This window comes from Haemophilus influenzae, from assembly GCF_003494325.1.
Lineage (GTDB): Bacteria > Pseudomonadota > Gammaproteobacteria > Enterobacterales > Pasteurellaceae > Haemophilus > Haemophilus influenzae_I.
Genome location: NZ_QQIK01000001.1, coordinates 188,977 through 208,747, shown reverse-complemented (window position 1 = coordinate 208,747; position 19,771 = coordinate 188,977). Strand labels below are relative to the sequence as shown.

19 protein-coding genes are annotated in these 19,771 nt (G+C 37.9%); 6 read left to right on the top strand and 13 right to left on the bottom strand.

What is annotated here, in order from left to right; translation table 11 throughout:
- Positions 1-4: 4 nt before the first annotated feature.
- From bamA to lpxD, 3 genes are all read left to right on the top strand, one after another.
- The gene (bamA, locus tag DV356_RS01080) at positions 5-2,401 is read left to right on the top strand and encodes an outer membrane protein assembly factor BamA (RefSeq protein WP_118806408.1); all 2,397 of its coding nucleotides are present in this window, start codon (positions 5-7) and stop codon (positions 2,399-2,401) included.
- 108 nt (positions 2,402-2,509) lie between these two features.
- On the top strand, positions 2,510-3,103 hold the full coding sequence (locus DV356_RS01075; RefSeq protein WP_005648089.1) for an OmpH/Skp family outer membrane protein: 594 nt from the start codon (positions 2,510-2,512) through the stop codon (positions 3,101-3,103).
- A gap of 12 nt (positions 3,104-3,115) precedes the next feature.
- On the top strand, positions 3,116-4,141 hold the full coding sequence (gene lpxD / locus DV356_RS01070; RefSeq protein ID WP_118806407.1) for a UDP-3-O-(3-hydroxymyristoyl)glucosamine N-acyltransferase: 1,026 nt from the start codon (positions 3,116-3,118) through the stop codon (positions 4,139-4,141).
- A gap of 168 nt (positions 4,142-4,309) precedes the next feature.
- Here the strand turns inward: lpxD and tsf are convergent, their stop codons facing one another.
- From tsf to secM, 7 genes are all read right to left on the bottom strand, one after another.
- Complete coding sequence (tsf, locus tag DV356_RS01065) at positions 4,310-5,161, bottom strand: translation elongation factor Ts (RefSeq protein ID WP_005648092.1); 852 nt, start codon at positions 5,159-5,161, stop codon at positions 4,310-4,312.
- A 133-nt stretch (positions 5,162-5,294) separates the two neighbouring features.
- Complete coding sequence (rpsB, locus tag DV356_RS01060; protein ID WP_005645552.1) at positions 5,295-6,017, bottom strand: 30S ribosomal protein S2; 723 nt, start codon at positions 6,015-6,017, stop codon at positions 5,295-5,297.
- A 177-nt stretch (positions 6,018-6,194) separates the two neighbouring features.
- Positions 6,195-6,959 (bottom strand): class I SAM-dependent methyltransferase, encoded by a 765-nt coding sequence (locus DV356_RS01055; RefSeq protein WP_005666039.1) that lies wholly within the window; start codon positions 6,957-6,959, stop codon positions 6,195-6,197.
- Positions 6,960-7,078: 119 nt separating this feature from the next.
- On the bottom strand, positions 7,079-8,935 hold the full coding sequence (locus DV356_RS01050) for a monovalent cation:proton antiporter-2 (CPA2) family protein (RefSeq protein WP_118806406.1): 1,857 nt from the start codon (positions 8,933-8,935) through the stop codon (positions 7,079-7,081).
- A gap of 108 nt (positions 8,936-9,043) precedes the next feature.
- Entirely contained in the window at positions 9,044-9,454 is a 411-nt protein-coding gene (mutT, locus tag DV356_RS01045) for an 8-oxo-dGTP diphosphatase MutT (RefSeq protein WP_005648100.1), read from the bottom strand.
- 64 nt (positions 9,455-9,518) lie between these two features.
- Positions 9,519-12,224, bottom strand: coding sequence for a preprotein translocase subunit SecA (gene secA / locus DV356_RS01040; protein WP_112119029.1), 2,706 nt, complete (start codon positions 12,222-12,224; stop codon positions 9,519-9,521).
- A 124-nt stretch (positions 12,225-12,348) separates the two neighbouring features.
- Entirely contained in the window at positions 12,349-12,651 is a 303-nt protein-coding gene (gene secM / locus DV356_RS01035; protein ID WP_005651471.1) for a secA translation cis-regulator SecM, read from the bottom strand.
- Positions 12,652-12,730: 79 nt separating this feature from the next.
- Between secM and DV356_RS01030 the strand changes: the two genes are divergently transcribed.
- The gene (locus DV356_RS01030; protein WP_005686159.1) at positions 12,731-13,045 is read left to right on the top strand and encodes a DUF721 domain-containing protein; all 315 of its coding nucleotides are present in this window, start codon (positions 12,731-12,733) and stop codon (positions 13,043-13,045) included.
- A 27-nt stretch (positions 13,046-13,072) separates the two neighbouring features.
- Here the strand turns inward: DV356_RS01030 and tadA are convergent, their stop codons facing one another.
- The 6 genes from tadA to proB all read right to left on the bottom strand — a co-directional run bounded on the left by tadA (position 13,073) and on the right by proB (position 17,841).
- Positions 13,073-13,594, bottom strand: a complete 522-nt coding sequence (gene tadA / locus DV356_RS01025) for a tRNA adenosine(34) deaminase TadA (protein WP_005690559.1) — start codon at positions 13,592-13,594, stop codon at positions 13,073-13,075.
- Positions 13,594-14,445, bottom strand: a complete 852-nt coding sequence (locus tag DV356_RS01020; protein WP_005648113.1) for a thymidylate synthase — start codon at positions 14,443-14,445, stop codon at positions 13,594-13,596. Before DV356_RS01020 ends, tadA begins: the two co-directional genes overlap by 1 nt.
- A gap of 9 nt (positions 14,446-14,454) precedes the next feature.
- Positions 14,455-15,261, bottom strand: a complete 807-nt coding sequence (lgt, locus tag DV356_RS01015) for a prolipoprotein diacylglyceryl transferase (RefSeq protein WP_118806405.1) — start codon at positions 15,259-15,261, stop codon at positions 14,455-14,457.
- 8 nt (positions 15,262-15,269) lie between these two features.
- Positions 15,270-16,064 (bottom strand): sulfite exporter TauE/SafE family protein, encoded by a 795-nt coding sequence (locus DV356_RS01010; RefSeq protein WP_005648117.1) that lies wholly within the window; start codon positions 16,062-16,064, stop codon positions 15,270-15,272.
- The gene (rppH, locus tag DV356_RS01005; RefSeq protein WP_005655829.1) at positions 16,064-16,654 is read right to left on the bottom strand and encodes an RNA pyrophosphohydrolase; all 591 of its coding nucleotides are present in this window, start codon (positions 16,652-16,654) and stop codon (positions 16,064-16,066) included. The genes DV356_RS01010 and rppH overlap by 1 nt, the downstream gene beginning before the upstream one ends.
- Before the next feature lie 80 nt (positions 16,655-16,734).
- Complete coding sequence (gene proB / locus DV356_RS01000; RefSeq protein WP_105894737.1) at positions 16,735-17,841, bottom strand: glutamate 5-kinase; 1,107 nt, start codon at positions 17,839-17,841, stop codon at positions 16,735-16,737.
- A 100-nt stretch (positions 17,842-17,941) separates the two neighbouring features.
- Between proB and folA the strand changes: the two genes are divergently transcribed.
- Positions 17,942-18,424, top strand: coding sequence for a type 3 dihydrofolate reductase (folA, locus tag DV356_RS00995; RefSeq protein WP_110431745.1), 483 nt, complete (start codon positions 17,942-17,944; stop codon positions 18,422-18,424).
- A gap of 172 nt (positions 18,425-18,596) precedes the next feature.
- Positions 18,597-19,769 (top strand): EmrA/EmrK family multidrug efflux transporter periplasmic adaptor subunit, encoded by a 1,173-nt coding sequence (locus DV356_RS00990; protein WP_118806404.1) that lies wholly within the window; start codon positions 18,597-18,599, stop codon positions 19,767-19,769.
- The last annotated feature ends 2 nt before the right edge of the window (positions 19,770-19,771 follow it).

Below are 19,771 nucleotides of genomic sequence, written 5' to 3'. Positions count from 1 at the left end.
ATCGATGAAAAAACTTCTAATCGCAAGTTTATTATTCGGTACGACAACGACTGTGTTTGCCGCACCTTTTGTGGCAAAAGATATTCGTGTGGATGGTGTTCAAGGTGACTTAGAACAACAAATCCGAGCAAGTTTACCTGTTCGTGCCGGTCAGAGTGTGACTGACAATGATGTGGCTAATATTGTCCGCTCTTTATTCGTAAGTGGTCGATTCGATGATGTGAAAGCGCATCAAGAAGGCGATGTGCTTGTTGTTAGCGTTGTGGCTAAATCGATCATTTCAGATGTTAAAATCAAAGGTAACTCTATTATTCCCACTGAAGCACTAAAACAAAACTTAGATGCTAACGGGTTTAAAGTTGGCGATGTTTTAATTCGAGAAAAATTAAATGAATTTGCCAAAAGTGTAAAAGAGCACTATGCAAGTGTAGGTCGCTATAACGCAACCGTTGAACCTATTGTCAATACGCTACCAAATAATCGCGCTGAAATTTTAATTCAAATCAATGAAGATGATAAAGCAAAATTGGCATCATTAACTTTCAAGGGGAACGAATCTGTTAGTAGCAGTACATTACAAGAACAAATGGAATTACAACCTGATTCTTGGTGGAAATTATGGGGAAATAAATTTGAAGGTGCGCAATTCGAGAAAGATTTGCAGTCAATTCGTGATTATTATTTAAATAATGGCTATGCCAAAGCACAAATCACTAAAACGGATGTTCAGCTAAATGATGAAAAAACAAAAGTTAATGTAACCATTGATGTAAATGAAGGTTTACAGTATGACCTTCGTAGTGCACGCATTATAGGTAATCTGGGAGGTATGTCTGCCGAGCTTGAACCTTTACTTTCAGCATTACATTTAAATGATACTTTCCGCCGTAGTGATATTGCAGATGTAGAAAATGCAATTAAAGCAAAACTTGGAGAACGCGGTTACGGTAGCGCAACGGTAAATTCAGTACCTGATTTTGATGATGCAAATAAAACATTAGCGATAACCCTTGTTGTTGATGCTGGACGACGTTTAACTGTTCGCCAACTTCGCTTTGAAGGAAATACCGTTTCTGCTGATAGCACTTTACGTCAGGAAATGCGCCAACAAGAAGGAACTTGGTATAATTCACAATTAGTTGAGTTAGGAAAAATTCGCTTAGATCGTACAGGTTTCTTCGAAACAGTCGAAAACCGAATTGATCCTATCAATGGTAGTAATGATGAAGTGGATGTCGTATATAAAGTCAAAGAACGTAACACGGGTAGTATCAACTTTGGTATTGGTTACGGTACAGAGAGTGGTATTAGTTATCAAGCAAGTGTTAAACAAGATAATTTCTTAGGAACAGGGGCGGCAGTAAGTATAGCTGGTACGAAAAATGATTATGGTACGAGTGTCAATTTGGGTTATACCGAGCCCTATTTTACTAAAGATGGTGTAAGTCTTGGTGGAAATGTTTTCTTTGAAAACTACGATAACTCTAAAAGTGATACATCCTCTAACTATAAGCGTACGACTTACGGAAGTAATGTTACTTTAGGTTTCCCTGTAAATGAAAATAACTCCTATTATGTAGGATTAGGTCATACCTATAATAAAATTAGTAACTTTGCTCTAGAATATAACCGTAATTTATATATTCAATCAATGAAATTTAAAGGTAATGGCATTAAAACAAATGACTTTGATTTTTCTTTTGGTTGGAATTATAACAGCCTTAATAGAGGCTATTTCCCAACTAAAGGGGTTAAAGCAAGTCTTGGTGGACGAGTTACAATTCCAGGTTCTGATAATAAATACTACAAACTAAGTGCAGATGTACAGGGTTTCTACCCATTAGACAGAGATCACCTCTGGGTTGTATCTGCAAAAGCATCTGCAGGATATGCAAATGGTTTTGGAAACAAGCGTTTACCGTTCTATCAAACTTATACAGCGGGTGGCATCGGTTCATTACGCGGTTTTGCTTATGGTAGTATTGGGCCTAATGCAATTTATGCCGCTCAAAATGGTAGCGGTAATGGTAATGGTAATTTTGATAAGATAAGTTCTGATGTGATTGGTGGTAATGCAATCACAACTGCGAGTGCAGAACTTATTGTACCAACACCGTTTGTTAGTGATAAAAGCCAAAATACGGTCCGAACTTCCTTATTTGTTGATGCGGCAAGTGTTTGGAATACTAAATGGAAATCAGATAAAAATGGATTAAAGAGCGATGTATTAGAAAAATTGCCTGATTATGGCAAATCAAGCCGTATTCGCGCCTCTACAGGTGTCGGATTCCAATGGCAATCTCCTATTGGGCCATTGGTATTCTCTTATGCCAAACCAATTAAAAAATATGAAAATGATGATGTCGAACAGTTCCAATTTAGTATTGGAGGTTCTTTCTAATAAATTGAACTTTTTTTCTTCATCAGAACTCAAAAACAACGTTCTCTGCCTAATTTAATTGGGCAGAGAAAATATTAAACCCATCATTTAATTAAGGATATTTATCAAATGAAAAACATCGCAAAAGTAACCGCACTTGCTTTAGGTATTGCACTTGCTTCAGGCTATGCTTCCGCTGAAGAAAAAATTGCTTTCATTAATGCAGGTTATATTTTTCAACATCACCCAGATCGCCAAGCAGTAGCAGATAAACTTGATGCTGAATTTAAACCTGTAGCTGAGAAATTAGCAGCAAGCAAAAAAGAAGTTGATGATAAAATTGCTGCTGCTCGTAAAAAAGTAGAAGCAAAAGTTGCGGCTTTAGAAAAAGATGCACCTCGCTTACGTCAAGCTGATATTCAAAAACGCCAACAGGAAATTAATAAATTAGGTGCGGCTGAAGATGCTGAATTACAAAAATTAATGCAAGAACAAGATAAAAAAGTTCAAGAATTCCAAGCTCAAAATGAAAAACGTCAAGCTGAAGAGCGTGGTAAATTATTAGATAGCATTCAAACTGCGACAAATAATTTAGCAAAAGCAAAAGGTTATACTTATGTGCTTGATGCAAATTCAGTCGTATTTGCGGTAGAGGGTAAAGATATTACTGAAGAAGTATTAAAATCTATCCCTGCTTCTGAAAAAGCACAAGAGAAAAAATAATAGGTTTTCATAATGCAAAAATCCTATTCTTTACAAGAATTGGCAACTCAAATCGGCGCTACCGTTCGCGGTAACGCCGATGTTGTTGTTGAGAATATTGCGCCTCTCGATAAAGCCCAATCAAATCAACTCACTTTTATTTCTAACGTAAAATTTCGTGCATTATTGAAAGATTCTAAAGCAGGGATTTTGGTTGTTTCTGAAGAGGATGTTGAACACTGTTCTCCAGAAAGCAATTTACTTATTATTAAAGATCCTTATGTGGCTTACGCAATTTTAGCGCAATATATGGATAGCACGCCAAAAGCGGCACAAGGAATCGCAAAAAGTGCGGTCATTTTTGATGGTGTTTTATTGGGCGAAAATGTATCTATTGGTGCGAACGCAGTGATTGAAGAAGGTGTTGTACTAGGTGATAACGTGATCATTGGTGCAAATTGCTTTGTTGGTAAAAATACCAAGATAGGTTCAGGCACTCAACTCTGGGCTAATGTCACTGTTTACCATAACGTTGAGATTGGAGCTAATTGCTTAATTCAATCAGGAACAGTTATCGGTAGTGATGGTTTTGGTTATGCAAATGATCGTGGTCGTTGGATTAAAATTCCACAAGTAGGGCAAGTAATAATTGGTAATAACGTTGAGATTGGTGCGAATACCTGTATTGATAGAGGCGCATTAGATGCCACGATTATTGAAGATAACGTTATTATCGATAACCTTTGTCAAATTGCACATAATGTTCATATTGGCACTGGTACAGCGGTTGCGGGTGGCGTTATTATGGCAGGTAGCTTAACTGTTGGTCGCTATTGCTTAATTGGCGGTGCGAGTGTGATTAATGGTCATATGGAAATTTGTGATAAAGTAACCATTACTGGAATGGGAATGGTTATGCGTCCAATTACAGAGCCTGGCGTATATTCCTCTGGTATTCCATTGCAAACGAATAAAGAGTGGCGTAAAACAGCAGCTCTAACATTAGGCATTGATGGCATACATAAACGCTTAAAAGCATTAGAAAAGAAAATTTCTTAATTGATACCCCATCATTTAATCTGCATTTTACAAGTTTAATAACTGATTAAAATGCAGATTTTTATGTGTATAAAATTTACTTAACGAAATAAGTTGAAATTCTTTTAAAAATAAATAAGCCCAACTTTAAATTGGGCTTACAAGCATACATTTTTTATCGTTAAAGAATTATGCGTTACCGCCAGTGATTTTTGCAACTTCAGCAGCAAAATCTTCTTCTTTTTTCTCAATACCTTCGCCTACTTCTAAACGAATGAAGTTAGAAACAGAAGTATTTACTGATTTTAAGAAATCCCCTACAGATACAGAAGGATCCATTACAAATGCTTGACCTGTTAATGAAACTTCACCAGTGAATTTCTTCATACGACCTTCAACCATTTTCTCTGCGATTTCTTTTGGTTTACCAGAGTTGATCGCAATATCGATTTGGATTTGGCGTTCGTGTTCAACCACTTCAGCAGATACATCTTCTGGGTTCACGAATTCAGGTTTAGATGCAGCTACGTGCATTGCTACTTTTTTCAGTTCATCAGCAGAACCTTCGCCCGCAACTAATACGCCAATTTTTGCACCGTGTAAGTATTGTGCAATTACTTGACCATCTAAGTAAGCAACACGACGAATATTCATGTTCTCACCGATTTTAGCAACTAATGCAGCACGTTTTTCTTCAAATTGCGCTTGTAATGCTTCGATAGTGGTACCTTTGTTTGCTGCTGCGAAATCAGCTACTTCGTTTGCTAAACCTAAGAAACCTGCATCTTTTGCTACGAAGTCAGTTTCACAGTTCATTTCAACTAATACACCGAAACCATTTTCTACACGAGCAAGGATAACACCTTCAGCTGCAACACGGCCTGCTTTTTTAGCTGCTTTAGCTTGACCAGATTTACGCATATTGTCGATTGCTAACTCAATATCACCGTTTGCTTCAACTAATGCTTTTTTACATTCCATCATACCTGCGCCAGTACGGTCACGAAGTTCTTTTACTAATGATGCTGTGATTTCAGCCATTTTTAAAATCCTCTGTCGAAAATGCGGTTTATTTTGACCGCACTTTTAGATAAAAATATAGGGGCTAAATTTTAGCCCCTATGCCAATTAATCGCTTGATTATTAAGGGCTTCGCCTTATTGCAAAACTTAAATTATTCTGCGTCAGCTGCTAATTCTTCAGCAACTTGAGCTTCGTTACCACGACCTTCTTTAACCGCTGCTGCAGCTGCAGAAACGTAAAGTTGGATAGCACGAGTCGCATCATCGTTACCAGGGATAACGAAATCTACGCCAGCTGGTGTTGAGTTAGTATCAACGATAGCAAATACAGGAATACCTAGGTTGTTTGCTTCTTTAACAGCGATATGTTCGTGGTCCGCACCGATAACGAATAACGCATCTGGTAAGCCGCCCATATCTTTGATACCGCCAAGGCTTAATTCAAGTTTTTCCATCTCACGGCTACGCATTAACGCTTCTTTTTTGGTTAATTTATCAAAAGTACCGTCTTGAGATTGGGTTTCTAAATCTTTTAAACGTTTAATTGATTGACGAACGGTTTTCCAGTTAGTCAACATACCACCTAACCAACGGTGGTTTACGTAATATTGCTGACAATCTAATGCTGCTGCTTGAACTGCTTCAGACGCTGCACGTTTTGTACCAACGAATAATACTTTACCGTTGTTGCTAGCAATGCGAGTTAATTCCGCTAAAGCTTCGTTGAATAAAGGTAAAGTTTTTTCAAGATTGATAATGTGAACACCGTTACGAGCACCAAAAATGAAAGGTTTCATTTGTGGGTTCCAGTAACGAGTTTGGTGTCCGAAGTGTACGCCTGCGTTGATCATGTCGCGCATTGAAACTTGTGCCATAATATTTTCCTTTTGTTGGGGTTGAGCCTCCACATATCAGCTAATCGACCGTTTGGCACCCCGATTAAGCCTTGTTAATATGTGTGTGTTGTTAGTAATTAAAAAACTGCTTTTGAAAGGCAAAAACAGCGGGGCGATTTATACCATAAAGTGCGGTTAAAAACCAATTTATTTTGTTTATTTCTCCACTTTTCTTGCTTTGATAAATAACAATGGTGGTCGATGTGACAAATCTTTAAATTCATTATGCCATTGCGGTTGGTCAGCAAGCATGGGTTCTTCCATTTGCTCGATTTGAAACCTTGCATGAATTAAATTATTGATAATTGTTGCTGTTGTTCGATGATAGGTTTGAAAAGGTTGTTTGAACCAATTTCTATTGCGTTTCCCCTCTTCTCTATAATGATTTAAACGATAAGCGACTTGCTGTTTTTTGTCATTTTTTTCCCAGCGTTCTCCCTCTTTATGGCAGGTAGTTATCGGATGTTCTTGTGAGAAAATTAATGTGCCATTAGACGAGAGTTTGTCATGGATCGTTGATAATAATGTCGGAAAATTTTCAATATAATGAAAGGCAAAAGAGCTAGTAATCACATCGAAATGACTTTCTGGTAACTCAGCTAATTTTTCTATTGGTAAGTGATATAAGGAAAAACGCCCTGAAAATTGACCGCACTTTTGAAGATCTTTTTCAGCTTGTTCGAGCATTTTTTCGGAAAGATCAGTTCCAATTACTTTAGCCGCCCCTCGTTCTAAATAAAGTTGTAAATGCCCTCCCGTACCACAGCCTAAATCGAGTAATTTCTTCCCTTTTAAATTAGGCAACAATGAAAGCATGGTGGGCTTTTCGATAATTTCATTGAGGCTAATTGGATTTGCACGGAGTTTCTGATAAAGCTCAAAGAAATTATCTTTATCATAAACACTAATTTTATTATTCATTTATTGCCTTAAAATAAAAATTTACGTGATTTAAATCACTCAAAAGTAAATACTTAAACGAGAAGTTAAAATTTAATATTTTTATAGATAAAAAATATCACTAAAGATAAAAAATAATTTTATGAATGATCATTTGATATTTCTTCTTCAATTTTCTCACTTAGAATTTCTTCTGTTTCTTTATTTAATGCTTTTGTATCAAGATGCGGTTTAATAAATGGTCTTGGTGTCCAATATTTTTTTACTATTTCATTCGAAAAACCGTGTAAAACTTCTTCATTTAACCGTTCTTGATCCAATGTTCGTACTTCCTTAATAATTTCTTCCGCTTCAATTTTATCAATACCTAATTTCATCAATGTTGCTCGACTAAGTGTAATTGCTGATTCAAAAGTTTCACGCACAATAAAATCTACATCCTGCTTAATCAAACTAACTGTTGTTTTTCTGTCATAAGTTCGGGTTAAAATTGGTAAATTTGGATAAGCCTCTTTCATTTGACTGACAATATGTTCAATTCTTTGTGTATCGGTAATACCTAATACGACACATTTCGCCTTTTCAATTCCTGCGGCTCGTAAAACATCTAATCGAATGCCATCGCCATAATAAACTTTAAAACCAAACTTTGCGGCAGCACGGATATTTTCGATATTGCGATCAATCACTGAAACGCTAATTCCACGAAGTAATAATGTTTGGCAGACAATTTGACTAAAACGTCCAAAACCAATAACTAAAACGTTATCTTCCAAATCCCCGATGCTGTCTAGATCATTTTCATCAAGTTGATCAAGATGTTTAGGCTCTGTATGCTGTATAAGTTTGCGAGCAATTTGAGCAATAATAGGCGAAAAAAGCATCGAAATAATCACTGCAGCAGTGAATGTCGCTTGTTCTTCATTACTGATTACTTCCGCAGTTGCTGCGGCTGAAAAAAGAACGAAAGCAAATTCGCCACCGTGTGCCATCAAAGACATTCGTCCTATGGCTTCTCGATGATCAAGACGGGTAATTCGGGCAATAATATAAACAGCACTGGCTTTTCCAAGTATATAAAGAAAAACAATTCCAAGTAGCAAGATCCAATGATTAAACACTAAATGCAAATCTAAGGACATTCCTACGCCCATAAAAAATAATCCGAGTAATAAGCCGCGAAATGGTTCTATATCCGCTTCAAGCTGATGGCGAAACGCTGATTCAGACATCATCACACCAGCAACAAACGCGCCCATTGCCATTGAAAGTCCGCCAATTTCCATTGCTAATGCAGCACCTAAAACGACCAATAATGCACCCGCTGTCATCATTTCACGAATACGTGCTTTAGAAATTAAACGAAATAGTGGGTTCATTAGCCATTTTCCAGTCACAATTAACCCCACAACAGCACTTAATGCTATACCAATTGATACCCAATCAGTATGTGGTGTCGCTTCTTTCGAATGGGGAGCAAGAAAAGCGACAGAAGCCAAAAGTGGTACAATAGCAATATCTTCAAAAATTAATGTTGAAATTACGCGTTGTCCTTTTGACGTAGAAGTAAGCCCCCTTTCTTCTAGTGATTGCATTACAATAGCAGTAGAGGAAAGCGTGAAACCCATACCAGCGATAAATGATACTTCTTTTGTTAATCCTAATAAATAAATACCCGAAAAAGTGAGTAAGCAACCACATAATCCAACTTGTAACAAACCTCTGCCAAAAATAGCTTTACGCATTGCCCAAAGGCGTTCTGGATACATTTCAAGCCCGATAATAAAAAGAAACATTACCACACCTAATTCCGCTAAATGTACCACAGCTGTTGGATCTTGCACTATGCCAAAGACAGATGGGCCAATCAAACAACCTGCCACTAAATAACCTAGCACGCTACCCAACCCGAGTCTTTTAAATAACGGCACAATTGTTACGCTAGATGCGAGTAAAATAACGACTTTCATCAGTTCTGGATTGGCAAGTTGAGACATAATGACTCCAATAATGCAAAAAATACAAATATTTTGGCGAGTATATTAAAAAGTTATATGTGATAAATCATACTAAATCTTTTAATATAACTTTAAACCACATTTATTTTATATGAAATTGTGAGTTTCATTTAGTAATCGATGAATTAATTTTGCATTCGCGGGGGGAAACTGTCCTGCATCCAATGCGCGCTGCTCAACCCAAAAACCTTCTTGCCCCTCTCGCCCAAAAGGCTCACCAATCCATTCATTTACCAGATAAAAGAAAAAAGAAATGATTTTTGTTGGATATTCAAATTGAAAACGTTCATAAAGTTCTGCATTTAACGCAACAATGCCTATTTCCTCTTCCAGTTCACGTTTTAAAGCCTGTTCTGGGGTTTCTCCCGCATCTACTTTTCCACCGGGAAATTCTAAAGATTGGGCAAAATCCTGTCCTTCTAAACGCTGCGTTAAATAGATCTGACCAAATTCATTACGAATAATCCCCGCAGCAACTTGTATAATTTTTTTATCCATTTTTCTATCCAATGTAGAGGTATGAAAAAAGTGCGGGGAAAAATCACCGCACTTTGATTGTTCATTACTGGCGTGCCACACGACTTCCGTGACAATGCTTATATTTTTTACCCGACCCACAAGGACAAGGCTCGTTGCGACCAATGCGACGATCTGAATAATCTTCAGTCTCTGAATTTTGAGTTGTCTGACTATTTTCATCCACAGGTAAATTATTTTGATTGATACGAGCAGCCATTTCTTGACGAGCACGTTCAGCTTCTTCCATTTCTTCTTGAGTACGCACACGTACACGGGTTAAAGTCGTGATAACCTGGTGTTTTAAAGAATCCAACATTTCCGTAAACATACGGAAAGATTCTTTTTTATACTCTTGTTTTGGATCTTTTTGCGCATAGCCACGTAAATGAATACCTTGGCGTAAATAATCCATCGAAGCTAAGTGTTCTTTCCAAAGTTCATCTAAGGTTTGCAACATAACACCTTTTTCAAAATGGCGCATAGCGTCTTCGCCAACCAAAGCCTCTTTTTCTTTGTATTCCTTTTCTGCAATTTCCACAATGCGTTCGCGCAAACTTTCTTCGTGAAGATTATTATCTTCTTCCAACCAATTAGAAATCGGTAATTCCATACCAAACTCTTGAGATAAACGTTCTTCAAGCCCTTTAATATCCCATTGTTCTTCCAAAGATTGTGGTGGAATATATTGATCAATCACACCATTAAACACATCGTGGCGAATAGCGTTGATAGTTTCAGAAATATCATCATTATCAAGCAAATGATTGCGTTGCTCATAAATCGCGTGACGTTGGTCATTTGCCACATCATCATATTCAAGTAGGTTTTTACGGCCATCAAAATGGAACGCCTCAACTTTTGCTTGAGCAGATGCAATCACTTTCGCCAACATTTTCGACTCCATTGCCTCGCCTGCTACCGTGAACGCTTTACGCATTAAATTGAGTTTACCTTCATTCAAATAAATGCGCATTAAACCGTCTTCCAAAGAAAGATAGAAACGAGAAGAACCGGGGTCACCTTGACGCCCAGAACGACCGCGCAACTGGTTATCAATACGACGAGATTCGTGACGCTCTGTACCGATAATATGCAACCCACCCGCTTTCATTACAATTTCGTGGTTTTTCTCCCACTCTGCTTTAAGGGCTTCAATTTGTTCTTGAGTTGGATTTTCTAATTTGGCAGCCTGCGCTTTCCAGTTACCGCCAAGAATAATATCCGTACCTCGACCCGCCATATTCGTTGCGATAGTCACTGCGCTAGGAAATCCTGCTTCTGCCACGATTTCCGCTTCTTGTTGGTGGAATTTCGCATTCAACACATTGTGTTTTATACCTGCTTTATCTAACGCTTTAGATAATTCTTCTGATTTTTCGACTGAAATCGTCCCCACTAATACTGGTTGCTGGCGTTCTACACAATCTTTAATGTCTTCAATAATCGCATTAAATTTATATTGTTCATTTTCAAACATCACATCAGTGCGATCATCACGAATCATTGGACGATTTGTTGGAATTACAACAGTTTCCAAGCCATAAATTTGTTGGAACTCAAATGCTTCGGTATCCGCAGTCCCCGTCATACCTGCAAGACGTTCATATAAACGGAAGTAGTTTTGGTAAGAAATTGACGCAACAGTTTGGTTTTCGCTCTTAACATCCACCCCTTCTTTTGCCTCAATGGCTTGGTGCAAACCATCTGACCAACGACGCCCCACCATTGTACGACCAGTGTGTTCATCAACAATCACGATTTCACCGTTCTTCACAATGTAATCGACATCTTTTTCAAACAATGTGTGCGCACGCAATGCAGCCATAACGTGATGAAGCAATACAATTCGACTAGGAGAATACAAAGAGTCCCCCTCAGGCATTAAACCTTGCGCAATTAACCAATCTTCTACTTTTTCTTGACCACGTTCGGTTAAATGTGCTTGTTTAGATTTCAAATCTAAAGTGAAATCGCCCTCTCCTTGATATTCTTCCGTATCTTCTTTTTCTTGTTTAATTAAACTTGGGATCAATTTATTTACCGCAATATAAAGCTCTGAACTGTTTTCTGCCTGACCTGAAATAATCAATGGCGTACGCGCTTCATCGATTAAGATAGAATCCACTTCATCCACCAACGCATAGCCTAAAGTACGTTGGAAACGCTCTTCTTTTGAGTGGGCTAAGTTGTCACGTAAATAATCAAAACCAAGTTCACTATTGGTTGCATAAGTAATATCTGCCGCATAAGCTGCACGTTTTTCTTCTGGCGATAAACCAGGAATATTTACGCCTACGCTCATACCCAAAAATTCAAATAACGGACGGTTTGTTTCTGCATCTCGGCGAGCAAGATAATCATTCACCGTGACAACATGAACGCCTTTACCTTCAAGTGCGATTAAATAACAAGGCAAAGTCGCCGTTAATGTTTTACCTTCACCAGTACGCATTTCTGCAATACAACGATTGGTCAATACCATTCCACCGATAAGCTGAACATCAAAATGGCGCATACCAAGCACACGCTTACTTGCTTCGCGTACCGTTGCGAATGCTTCTGGTAAAATTTGTTGCAAAGTTTCGCCACCACTTAAACGATCACGAAACTCTTGTGTTTTTGCTTTTAATTCATCATCACTTAATGCCTCAAAAGCAGGCTCCATTTTATTAATTTTTACGACTTGTTTTTTTAATTTACGTAAAACGCGTTCATTACGACTACCAAAAATTCTTGTTAAAATGCTCATAATTTCTCTTTTTAAATATATAAGTTAAATAGTTAAATGCTTATGAAATACTTTATTTCATGCACAATAATTTTTTAAAATATCGCTATTTCAATAGCAATATTCTTCACAAAAAACAGAAAAATTAAATAAGCAAGGGGCCTGCTCGAATTGGCGCACTAAGATTCAATACATCCGCTAAAAAGTGCGGTTGAATTTTAGGTTGTTTTTCAGTTTGACGGGAAATTGAAGGTTGAGGAATGGCTTGTCGTTGCACTTCACGAGCAACTTTTACCGTTTCTAACGCTTGTTGAATGGAAACACTTGAGGAATAATTTTCCGTATTATTTTGATTTTCAAAACTTTGTGCGTTAGGCAAAGCAAAAATCGCGATGATACTTAAAAGTAATCGCGACCAAAAATTCGGTTTGACAGTGCCTGAAATCATTCGTCTCATTGTTTATTATGAAAATTGCGTGTATTGTAGCGGAAATCTAAACTGATGTCATTTACTGGGGGCTGACTTTATGGAAAACAAGGCTGATCGTTATCAAAAAGCAGTCAATATTACGGATGTGCTTGAGCAATCGCCCTTTGCCAAAATAATCAAAAAAGGTCTTGCTATCAATGAACTCAATCAAAAATTTAACCGCATTTTTCCACAGGAATTTCACGGCAAATTTCGTATTGGCAACATAACAGATCATTTAATTTTTATTGAAGTGTCTAATGCTATTGTTCGGCAGGGGATTCTATTTAAACAAATTGAATTATTAACACTAATTCAAGAAGAATTTCCGCAAGTAACAGGATTTGAGATAACGATCAATCCTGGATTTTAAGTTTCAAATATAAGAAAAAATAAAGAATTACTTATCACTCAGACTTTTTAATAATGCTTTCTCTATTTTTTTCTCCTCGCGTCTTTTCTGAAAAAATGTACTCAATTTTTGACTACACTCTTCTGCCAATACGCCAGATGTAATCTCTAAAGTATGATTCATCTTGTAATCATCAAAAAAATGAAAACGTGATCCAATCGCGCCAGTTTTATAATCAGATGCACCGAACACAAGACGTTTAATACGGCTATGCAAAATTGCCCCTGCACACATTGTGCAAGGCTCTAATGTCACATAAAGCGTGCTATTCAGTAGGCGATAATTTTGAATATTTTTCGCGCCATTACGCAAAGCGATAATTTCAGCATGTGCAGTAGGATCACTTTGAACAATGGAGAGATTCCAACCTTCTCCAATAATATTTCTAGCGTCATCCACCAGCACCGCCCCCACAGGAATCTCACCTAACGCTTCCGCTTTATCGGCAAGCTCAAGGGCGTAGCGCATCATTTTCTCGTCAAATTCTGACCGCACTTTTGCTGCATCCATTAGACGGAAAAAGGATATTTAATTGGTTCGTGGGATTGATAGCCAACGACTTTAAAATCATCCATCGTGACCCAAGTTTCCAAATCTTCAAGCGTTTTTATATCTGGATTGATTTCTAATTTTGGCAATGGGAAAGGCTCGCGTTTAAGTTGTACGTCACGCATTAACTCAAGCTGATCTTCATAAATATGCGCATTCACAATTTTATGATATGCCTTGCCGGCTTTTTTGCCTGTGATCTGTGCCATCAAAGCTAAGAAAGTAAACACCTGAATTTGATTGAAATTCAATCCAAGCGGAACATCACAGGAACGTTGATAACTAGTAAGATGTAAAGTATCGCCCACAAGAGAAAAAGTATGCGTGTGCATACAAGGACGAAGACAACCAAGATCAAATTCCCCAGGGTTAAAAAAAGTTAAAATTTCTCCTCTATCATCAATACCTTTCGTTAAGTTATTAACAATTTTACGTAGCTGATCTATGGTTTCTCCATTAGGCTTACGCCATGCTCTGCCTTGCACACCATATACGCGCCCCATATCATCAACGCCTCTACGATGCGGATTTGCAAGCCAAGCTGCATTTTCATTCGCATTAGCATCCCAAGTTTTCGTGCCAAGTGCGCGGAAATCAGCGGCATTGTCATATCCACGAATATAACCTAGAAATTCAGCAATGGCCGCTTTCCAATAACTTTTACGGGTAGTAATCAGCGGAAATTGATTATTCGCCACATCATATTCTAAATCTGCATTAATAACGGTGAGGCAATGCTTACCTGTACGTTCATTAGCAACCCATTCCCCTTCACTAACAATGCGGCGACAAAGCTCAAGATATTGCTTCATAAAAATCTCCTATTTTATGACCGCACTTTTGCGTGAATAAGCCCAAGCCATAATGAAAGCACCACCAATAATCATCGGCAAGCAAAGGGCTTGCCCTCGTGTAATAATCCCAAAGAAATTTTCAACTTCAGGTTCACGCACATATTCCACAATAAAACGGAAGACACCATAACCAATTAAGAATAAGCCTGCAACAGAGCCCATTGGACGTGGTTTTTTAATAAAAATATTCAGAATCGCAAACAACACCAGGCCTTCTAAAAAGGCTTCATAAAGTTGTGATGGATGACGAGGCAGTAAAAGAGGATCATTCGGGAAAATCATTGCCCAAGGCACATTCGTTTCGCGTCCCCATAGTTCAAGATTAATGAAATTACCAATTCTGCCTAAACCTAGACCAAACGGAATCAAAGGCGCAACAAAATCAGCCGTTTGCCAAAAATTACGTTTTTGTGAATAAGATGTCCAAATCATAGCAACAATTACACCAATTAAGCCACCGTGGAACGACATTCCACCTTCCCAAACGCGGAATAAATAAAGTGGTTCTTGTAAGAAATGATCGAGATTATAGAAAAATACATCGCCAACACGTCCGCCAATAAACACCCCCATAAAACCATTGAAAAGTAAGCTATCAACTTGATCTACTGTCCAATCGCTATTTGGGCGATTAGCACGGCGAACCGCAAGCCAACGTGCAAAAACAAAACCTAAAAGGTACATCAAACCATACCAACGTAAGCCGATATTGCTATCGCCGAGCGTAAAAATACTCGGATCAAAGTGAGGAAGAAGTAAATAATTTGAATTCATAATTTTCCTTATTTCAGAAACATATTGATCGCAACCACAATTAAGAAAAGGGCGAAACCTTTTTTTAAGGTTGAAACAGGCAATTTAGCGGTTGCACTTGCGCCTAATTTGGAAGTAAAAAATGAAGTGGCAGTAATGCCTAACACAGCGGGAAGATAAATGTAACCGAGCGAATATTCAGGCATTAATGGATTTCCCCAACCACTCACTATAAAACTAAACATCCCTGATATGCCCAATAACATCCCACAAAATGCGGAAGAACCGATAGCTTGTTTGATATTAATGCCACGAGCAGTTAAAAACGGTACAATAAATCCACCACCGCCAATTCCCGCAGCACTAGATGCCATACCAATCAAAATACCGCCAATTACGGAAGAAAGAGGGGTAAGTGGTTTTGTTGTGACTTGATCTTTTTTAATCGAAAGTACCATTTTTGTGGCTAAATATACCACTAAGCAAGCAAAAATTTTGGCAGAAATTTCACGATCAAGTCTTCCAATGAATAAACCACAAATAAAAACAGAAAGCATAATAACTGGAGCTAAAATGCGAACTGCCTGCCAGACTATGTTACCTAATTTATGATGACGTTGTGCCGATCCAATGCCAGTAATCACAATGGTAGCAAATGATGTTCCAAGTGCGGTAGACATCAACAAAGATTCTGGTACATCTACAATAGGCAGTAAATACACTAACGTTGGCACAATTACTAACCCACCGCCGATACCAAATAATCCTGCAAGAAAACCCGCTAATGCACCAACAAGTAAACAAAGAAGAATAAAAGTGAACATTATTGGCCTCTTGATTTATAAAAATGGCGTTTCGTGTATTTTGTCTGAGAATATTTTTTGTTTGCCGAATAATGCTGTGAATTTGCTTCACGAGATGCGGAAAATATTAGTGGGTTGTCCGTAAATAGTATCGAAGCAAACTCTTTCATTACCTTTCGATAAACATCTCGCTTAAAAGACACAACTTGACGAACAGGATACCAAAAACTTACCCAACGCCACCCATCAAATTCTGGCGATTTAGTTGTTTGCATATTGATGTTTTTTTCATCGCTAACAAGCTGTAGCAAAAACCAGCGTTGTTTCTGCCCAATACACATCGGCTTGCTGTCATAACGCAATAAACGCTTTGGCAATTTATAGCGTAACCAATGTTTAGAAACATATAACAGACGCACATCTTTAGGTTGTAAACCAACTTCCTCGTGTAGTTCGCGATACATCGCTTGCTCGGCACTTTCATTATCATTAATGCCACCTTGCGGAAACTGCCACGAATTTTGCCCACAACGCTTCGCCCAAAGCACTTGCCCTTTGCGATTACAAATCACAATACCCACATTTGGACGGTAGCCATCAAAATCGATCACTATCGTTTTACCTTAAATTTTTCCTATAAAAATAGCTCAAGATTGTTTCATAAATCAGTGCTTTTATCAACCAAAGGACATTATGACAAAATAATCATATCATCACGATGCATTGCCACTGCGCCATATTCATAGCCTAAAACATTCTCAATGTCTGCTGATTTTCTACCCTTAATTAATTGTAGAGCATCGCTGTTATAGCGTGGCATACCCAGCGCAATGTCTTTACCTGATTGAGTGCGTATTTTGACTACTTCACCACGCGAAAAACGCCCTTCCACGTTAATAATACCAGCGGGTAATAAAGATTTATTTTGTTCAAGAATGGCATTTTGCGCACCGTTATCAATGGTAATAATACCTGCCGATGGTGCGGCGAAAAGCCATTGTTTGCGGCTTTCTAATCGATCAGATTGGTGTGCAATAAATTTTGTACCAATATTTTGTTCATAAGCAAGATCTGCAATTACATTTGGGCGATTACCTGGAGCAATAATGGCTTCAATTCCAGAGCGAGTCGCAACATCGGCAGCAATGATTTTGGTCATCATTCCACCAGTACCAAGATTTGTACCACTTCCTCCTGCAATTGATCGAATATGATCGGTGATTTGTTCTACAACTGAAATTAATTTCGCTTCAGAATTTTTACGCGGATCACTATCAAATAAACCTTGTTGATCAGTCAATAAATAAAGCTGTTCCGCTTGCACAAGAATAGCGACTAATGCCGATAAATTGTCATTGTCACCTACTTTAATTTCCGCAGTCGCTACCGCATCATTTTCATTAATCACAGGAATAATGTGGTTATCTAAAAGTGCGTGTAAAGTATCTCGCGCATTTAAAAAACGTTCGCGATCTTCAATATCTGCACGGGTTAATAAAAGTTGCCCGATATGGATATCATAAATAGCAAATAATTTTTCCCAAGCCTGAATTAATTGGCTCTGACCAACCGCTGCAAGCAGTTGCTTTGAGGCGATAGTGGGTGGTAATTGAGGATGATTTAAATAATGGCGACCCGCTGCAATCGCACCAGAAGTCACGATCACTATACGAAATCCATCATTGTGCAGTTGTGCAATTTGACGAACGATTTCCATCATATGTGGCGAATTCAGTTTTGGCGAACCCTGAGTTAGCGTGCTTGTACCGAATTTCACAACGATTGTTTTTTTGTTCATAGTCCTTTCCAAGTTCTTAAAATTGGCATTAACGTTATCACTAAATCAATGAAAAATCACTTAATATCAGGTATAGTAACGGCAAATTTTAGGGGGATTTATGACATTTAGTTTAATTGTGGCGACAACATTAAATAATGTGATTGGTAAAGATAACCAAATGCCTTGGCACTTGCCTGCAGATTTAGCTTGGTTTCGTCAAAACACCACTGGTAAACCTGTCATTATGGGGCGTAAAACCTTTGAAAGTATTGGTCGTCCACTACCTAAACGTACCAATATCGTACTTTCTCGCCAGCTTTTTGAACACGAAGGTGTGATATGGAAAGATAGCTTTGAAAGTGCGGTCAATTTTGTCAGAGATTTTGATGAAATTATGTTGATTGGTGGGGGCGAGTTATTCAAACAATATTTACCCAAAGCAGATAAGTTATACCTTACTCAAATTCAAACAGAACTAGATGGCGATACTTTTTTCCCTCAATTGAATTGGGAGGAGTGGGAAATTGAATTTGATGAATATCGTAAGGCAGATGAACAAAATCGCTATGATTGTCAATTTTTGATTCTTACACGAAAATAAATCAAATAAATGAAACAATACTTCTAGAACATTCATTAATCTAGCAAAAACAAAGAGATGATAATTTCCCCTTGAGTTCCCCTTTTTAAAGTTTCATAATGACCTTTCATTTTATTTTTGATAGTTTTAAATATCCCATTTTTAAACATTATCCCAAATCAGGGAAGACATTATGACGAAAACTGCAATTGAAACTCCATCAAATAAATCTGTATCAAATAAAACTAACCGTAAAAAAGGCTTAAGCATTTTTATTCTTCTCCTGCTTATTATTGGTATTGCTTGTGCTTTGTATTGGTTTTTCTTCTTGAAGGATTTTGAAGAAACAGAAGATGCTTATGTGGGTGGAAATCAAGTAATGGTATCATCACAAGTTGCAGGTAATGTAGCGAAGATTAATGCTGACAATATGGATAAAGTCCATGCAGGTGATATTCTAGTTGAATTGGATGATACGAATGCGAAACTTAGTTTCGAACAGGCCAAAAGCAATCTCGCCAATGCTGTACGTCAGGTAGAACAACTGGGTTTCACTGTGCAGCAATTGCAATCAGCTGTGCACGCCAATGAAATTTCTTTAGCTCAAGCTCAAGGCAATTTGGCGCGCCGAGTTCAACTTGAAAAAATGGGTGCGATTGATAAAGAATCTTTCCAACACGCAAAAGAAGCTGTCGAGCTTGCCAAAGCAAATTTAAATACCTCTAAAAATCAATTGGCTGCTAATCGGGCTTTATTGCGTAACGTTCCATTACGTGAACAACCGCAAATACAAAATGCAATGAGTTCACTCAAACAGGCTTGGTTAAATTTGCAACGTACAAAAATTAGAAGTCCAATTGATGGCTATGTGGCGCGTCGTAATGTTCAAGTTGGGCAAGCCGTTTCAGTGGGTGGTGCGTTAATGGCGGTGGTATCTAATGAACAAATGTGGCTAGAAGCTAACTTCAAAGAAACCCAATTAACGAATATGCGCATTGGTCAGCCAGTAAAAATCCATTTTGATTTATACGGTAAAAATAAAGAATTTGATGGCGTGATAAATGGTATTGAAATGGGGACTGGCAATGCATTTTCTCTTTTGCCCTCACAAAATGCTACGGGTAACTGGATTAAAGTGGTACAACGTGTACCTGTGCGAATTAAATTAGATCCACAACAATTTACAGAAACGCCATTGAGAATTGGTCTTTCTGCAACGGCAAAAGTAAGAATTTCAGATTCATCAGGCGCAATACTACGAGAAAAAACAGAACCGAAAACGTTATTTTCTACTGATACACTTAAATATGATGAAAGTGCGGTAGAAAATTTGATTGAATCTATCATTCAGCAAAACAGCCATTAAGG

Coding starts and splice junctions, on each gene's coding strand:
- bamA (WP_118806408.1), top strand. CDS start 5: ATGAAAAAACTTCTAATCGCAAGTTTATTATTCGGTACGACAACGACT.
- proB (WP_105894737.1), bottom strand. CDS start 17,841: ATGAACAAAAAAACAATCGTTGTGAAATTCGGTACAAGCACGCTAACT.
- DV356_RS01010 (WP_005648117.1), bottom strand. CDS start 16,064: ATGTTCACTTTTATTCTTCTTTGTTTACTTGTTGGTGCATTAGCGGGT.
- lgt (WP_118806405.1), bottom strand. CDS start 15,261: ATGAATTCAAATTATTTACTTCTTCCTCACTTTGATCCGAGTATTTTT.
- DV356_RS01020 (WP_005648113.1), bottom strand. CDS start 14,445: ATGAAGCAATATCTTGAGCTTTGTCGCCGCATTGTTAGTGAAGGGGAA.
- mutT (WP_005648100.1), bottom strand. CDS start 9,454: ATGGATAAAAAAATTATACAAGTTGCTGCGGGGATTATTCGTAATGAA.
- tadA (WP_005690559.1), bottom strand. CDS start 13,594: ATGGATGCAGCAAAAGTGCGGTCAGAATTTGACGAGAAAATGATGCGC.
- folA (WP_110431745.1), top strand. CDS start 17,942: ATGACATTTAGTTTAATTGTGGCGACAACATTAAATAATGTGATTGGT.
- rpsB (WP_005645552.1), bottom strand. CDS start 6,017: ATGGCACAAGTTTCAATGCGCGACATGATCAACGCAGGCGTACACTTC.
- secM (WP_005651471.1), bottom strand. CDS start 12,651: ATGATTTCAGGCACTGTCAAACCGAATTTTTGGTCGCGATTACTTTTA.
- DV356_RS00990 (WP_118806404.1), top strand. CDS start 18,597: ATGACGAAAACTGCAATTGAAACTCCATCAAATAAATCTGTATCAAAT.
- tsf (WP_005648092.1), bottom strand. CDS start 5,161: ATGGCTGAAATCACAGCATCATTAGTAAAAGAACTTCGTGACCGTACT.
- secA (WP_112119029.1), bottom strand. CDS start 12,224: ATGAGCATTTTAACAAGAATTTTTGGTAGTCGTAATGAACGCGTTTTA.
- DV356_RS01050 (WP_118806406.1), bottom strand. CDS start 8,935: ATGTCTCAACTTGCCAATCCAGAACTGATGAAAGTCGTTATTTTACTC.
- DV356_RS01030 (WP_005686159.1), top strand. CDS start 12,731: ATGGAAAACAAGGCTGATCGTTATCAAAAAGCAGTCAATATTACGGAT.
- DV356_RS01055 (WP_005666039.1), bottom strand. CDS start 6,959: ATGAATAATAAAATTAGTGTTTATGATAAAGATAATTTCTTTGAGCTT.
- lpxD (WP_118806407.1), top strand. CDS start 3,116: ATGCAAAAATCCTATTCTTTACAAGAATTGGCAACTCAAATCGGCGCT.
- DV356_RS01075 (WP_005648089.1), top strand. CDS start 2,510: ATGAAAAACATCGCAAAAGTAACCGCACTTGCTTTAGGTATTGCACTT.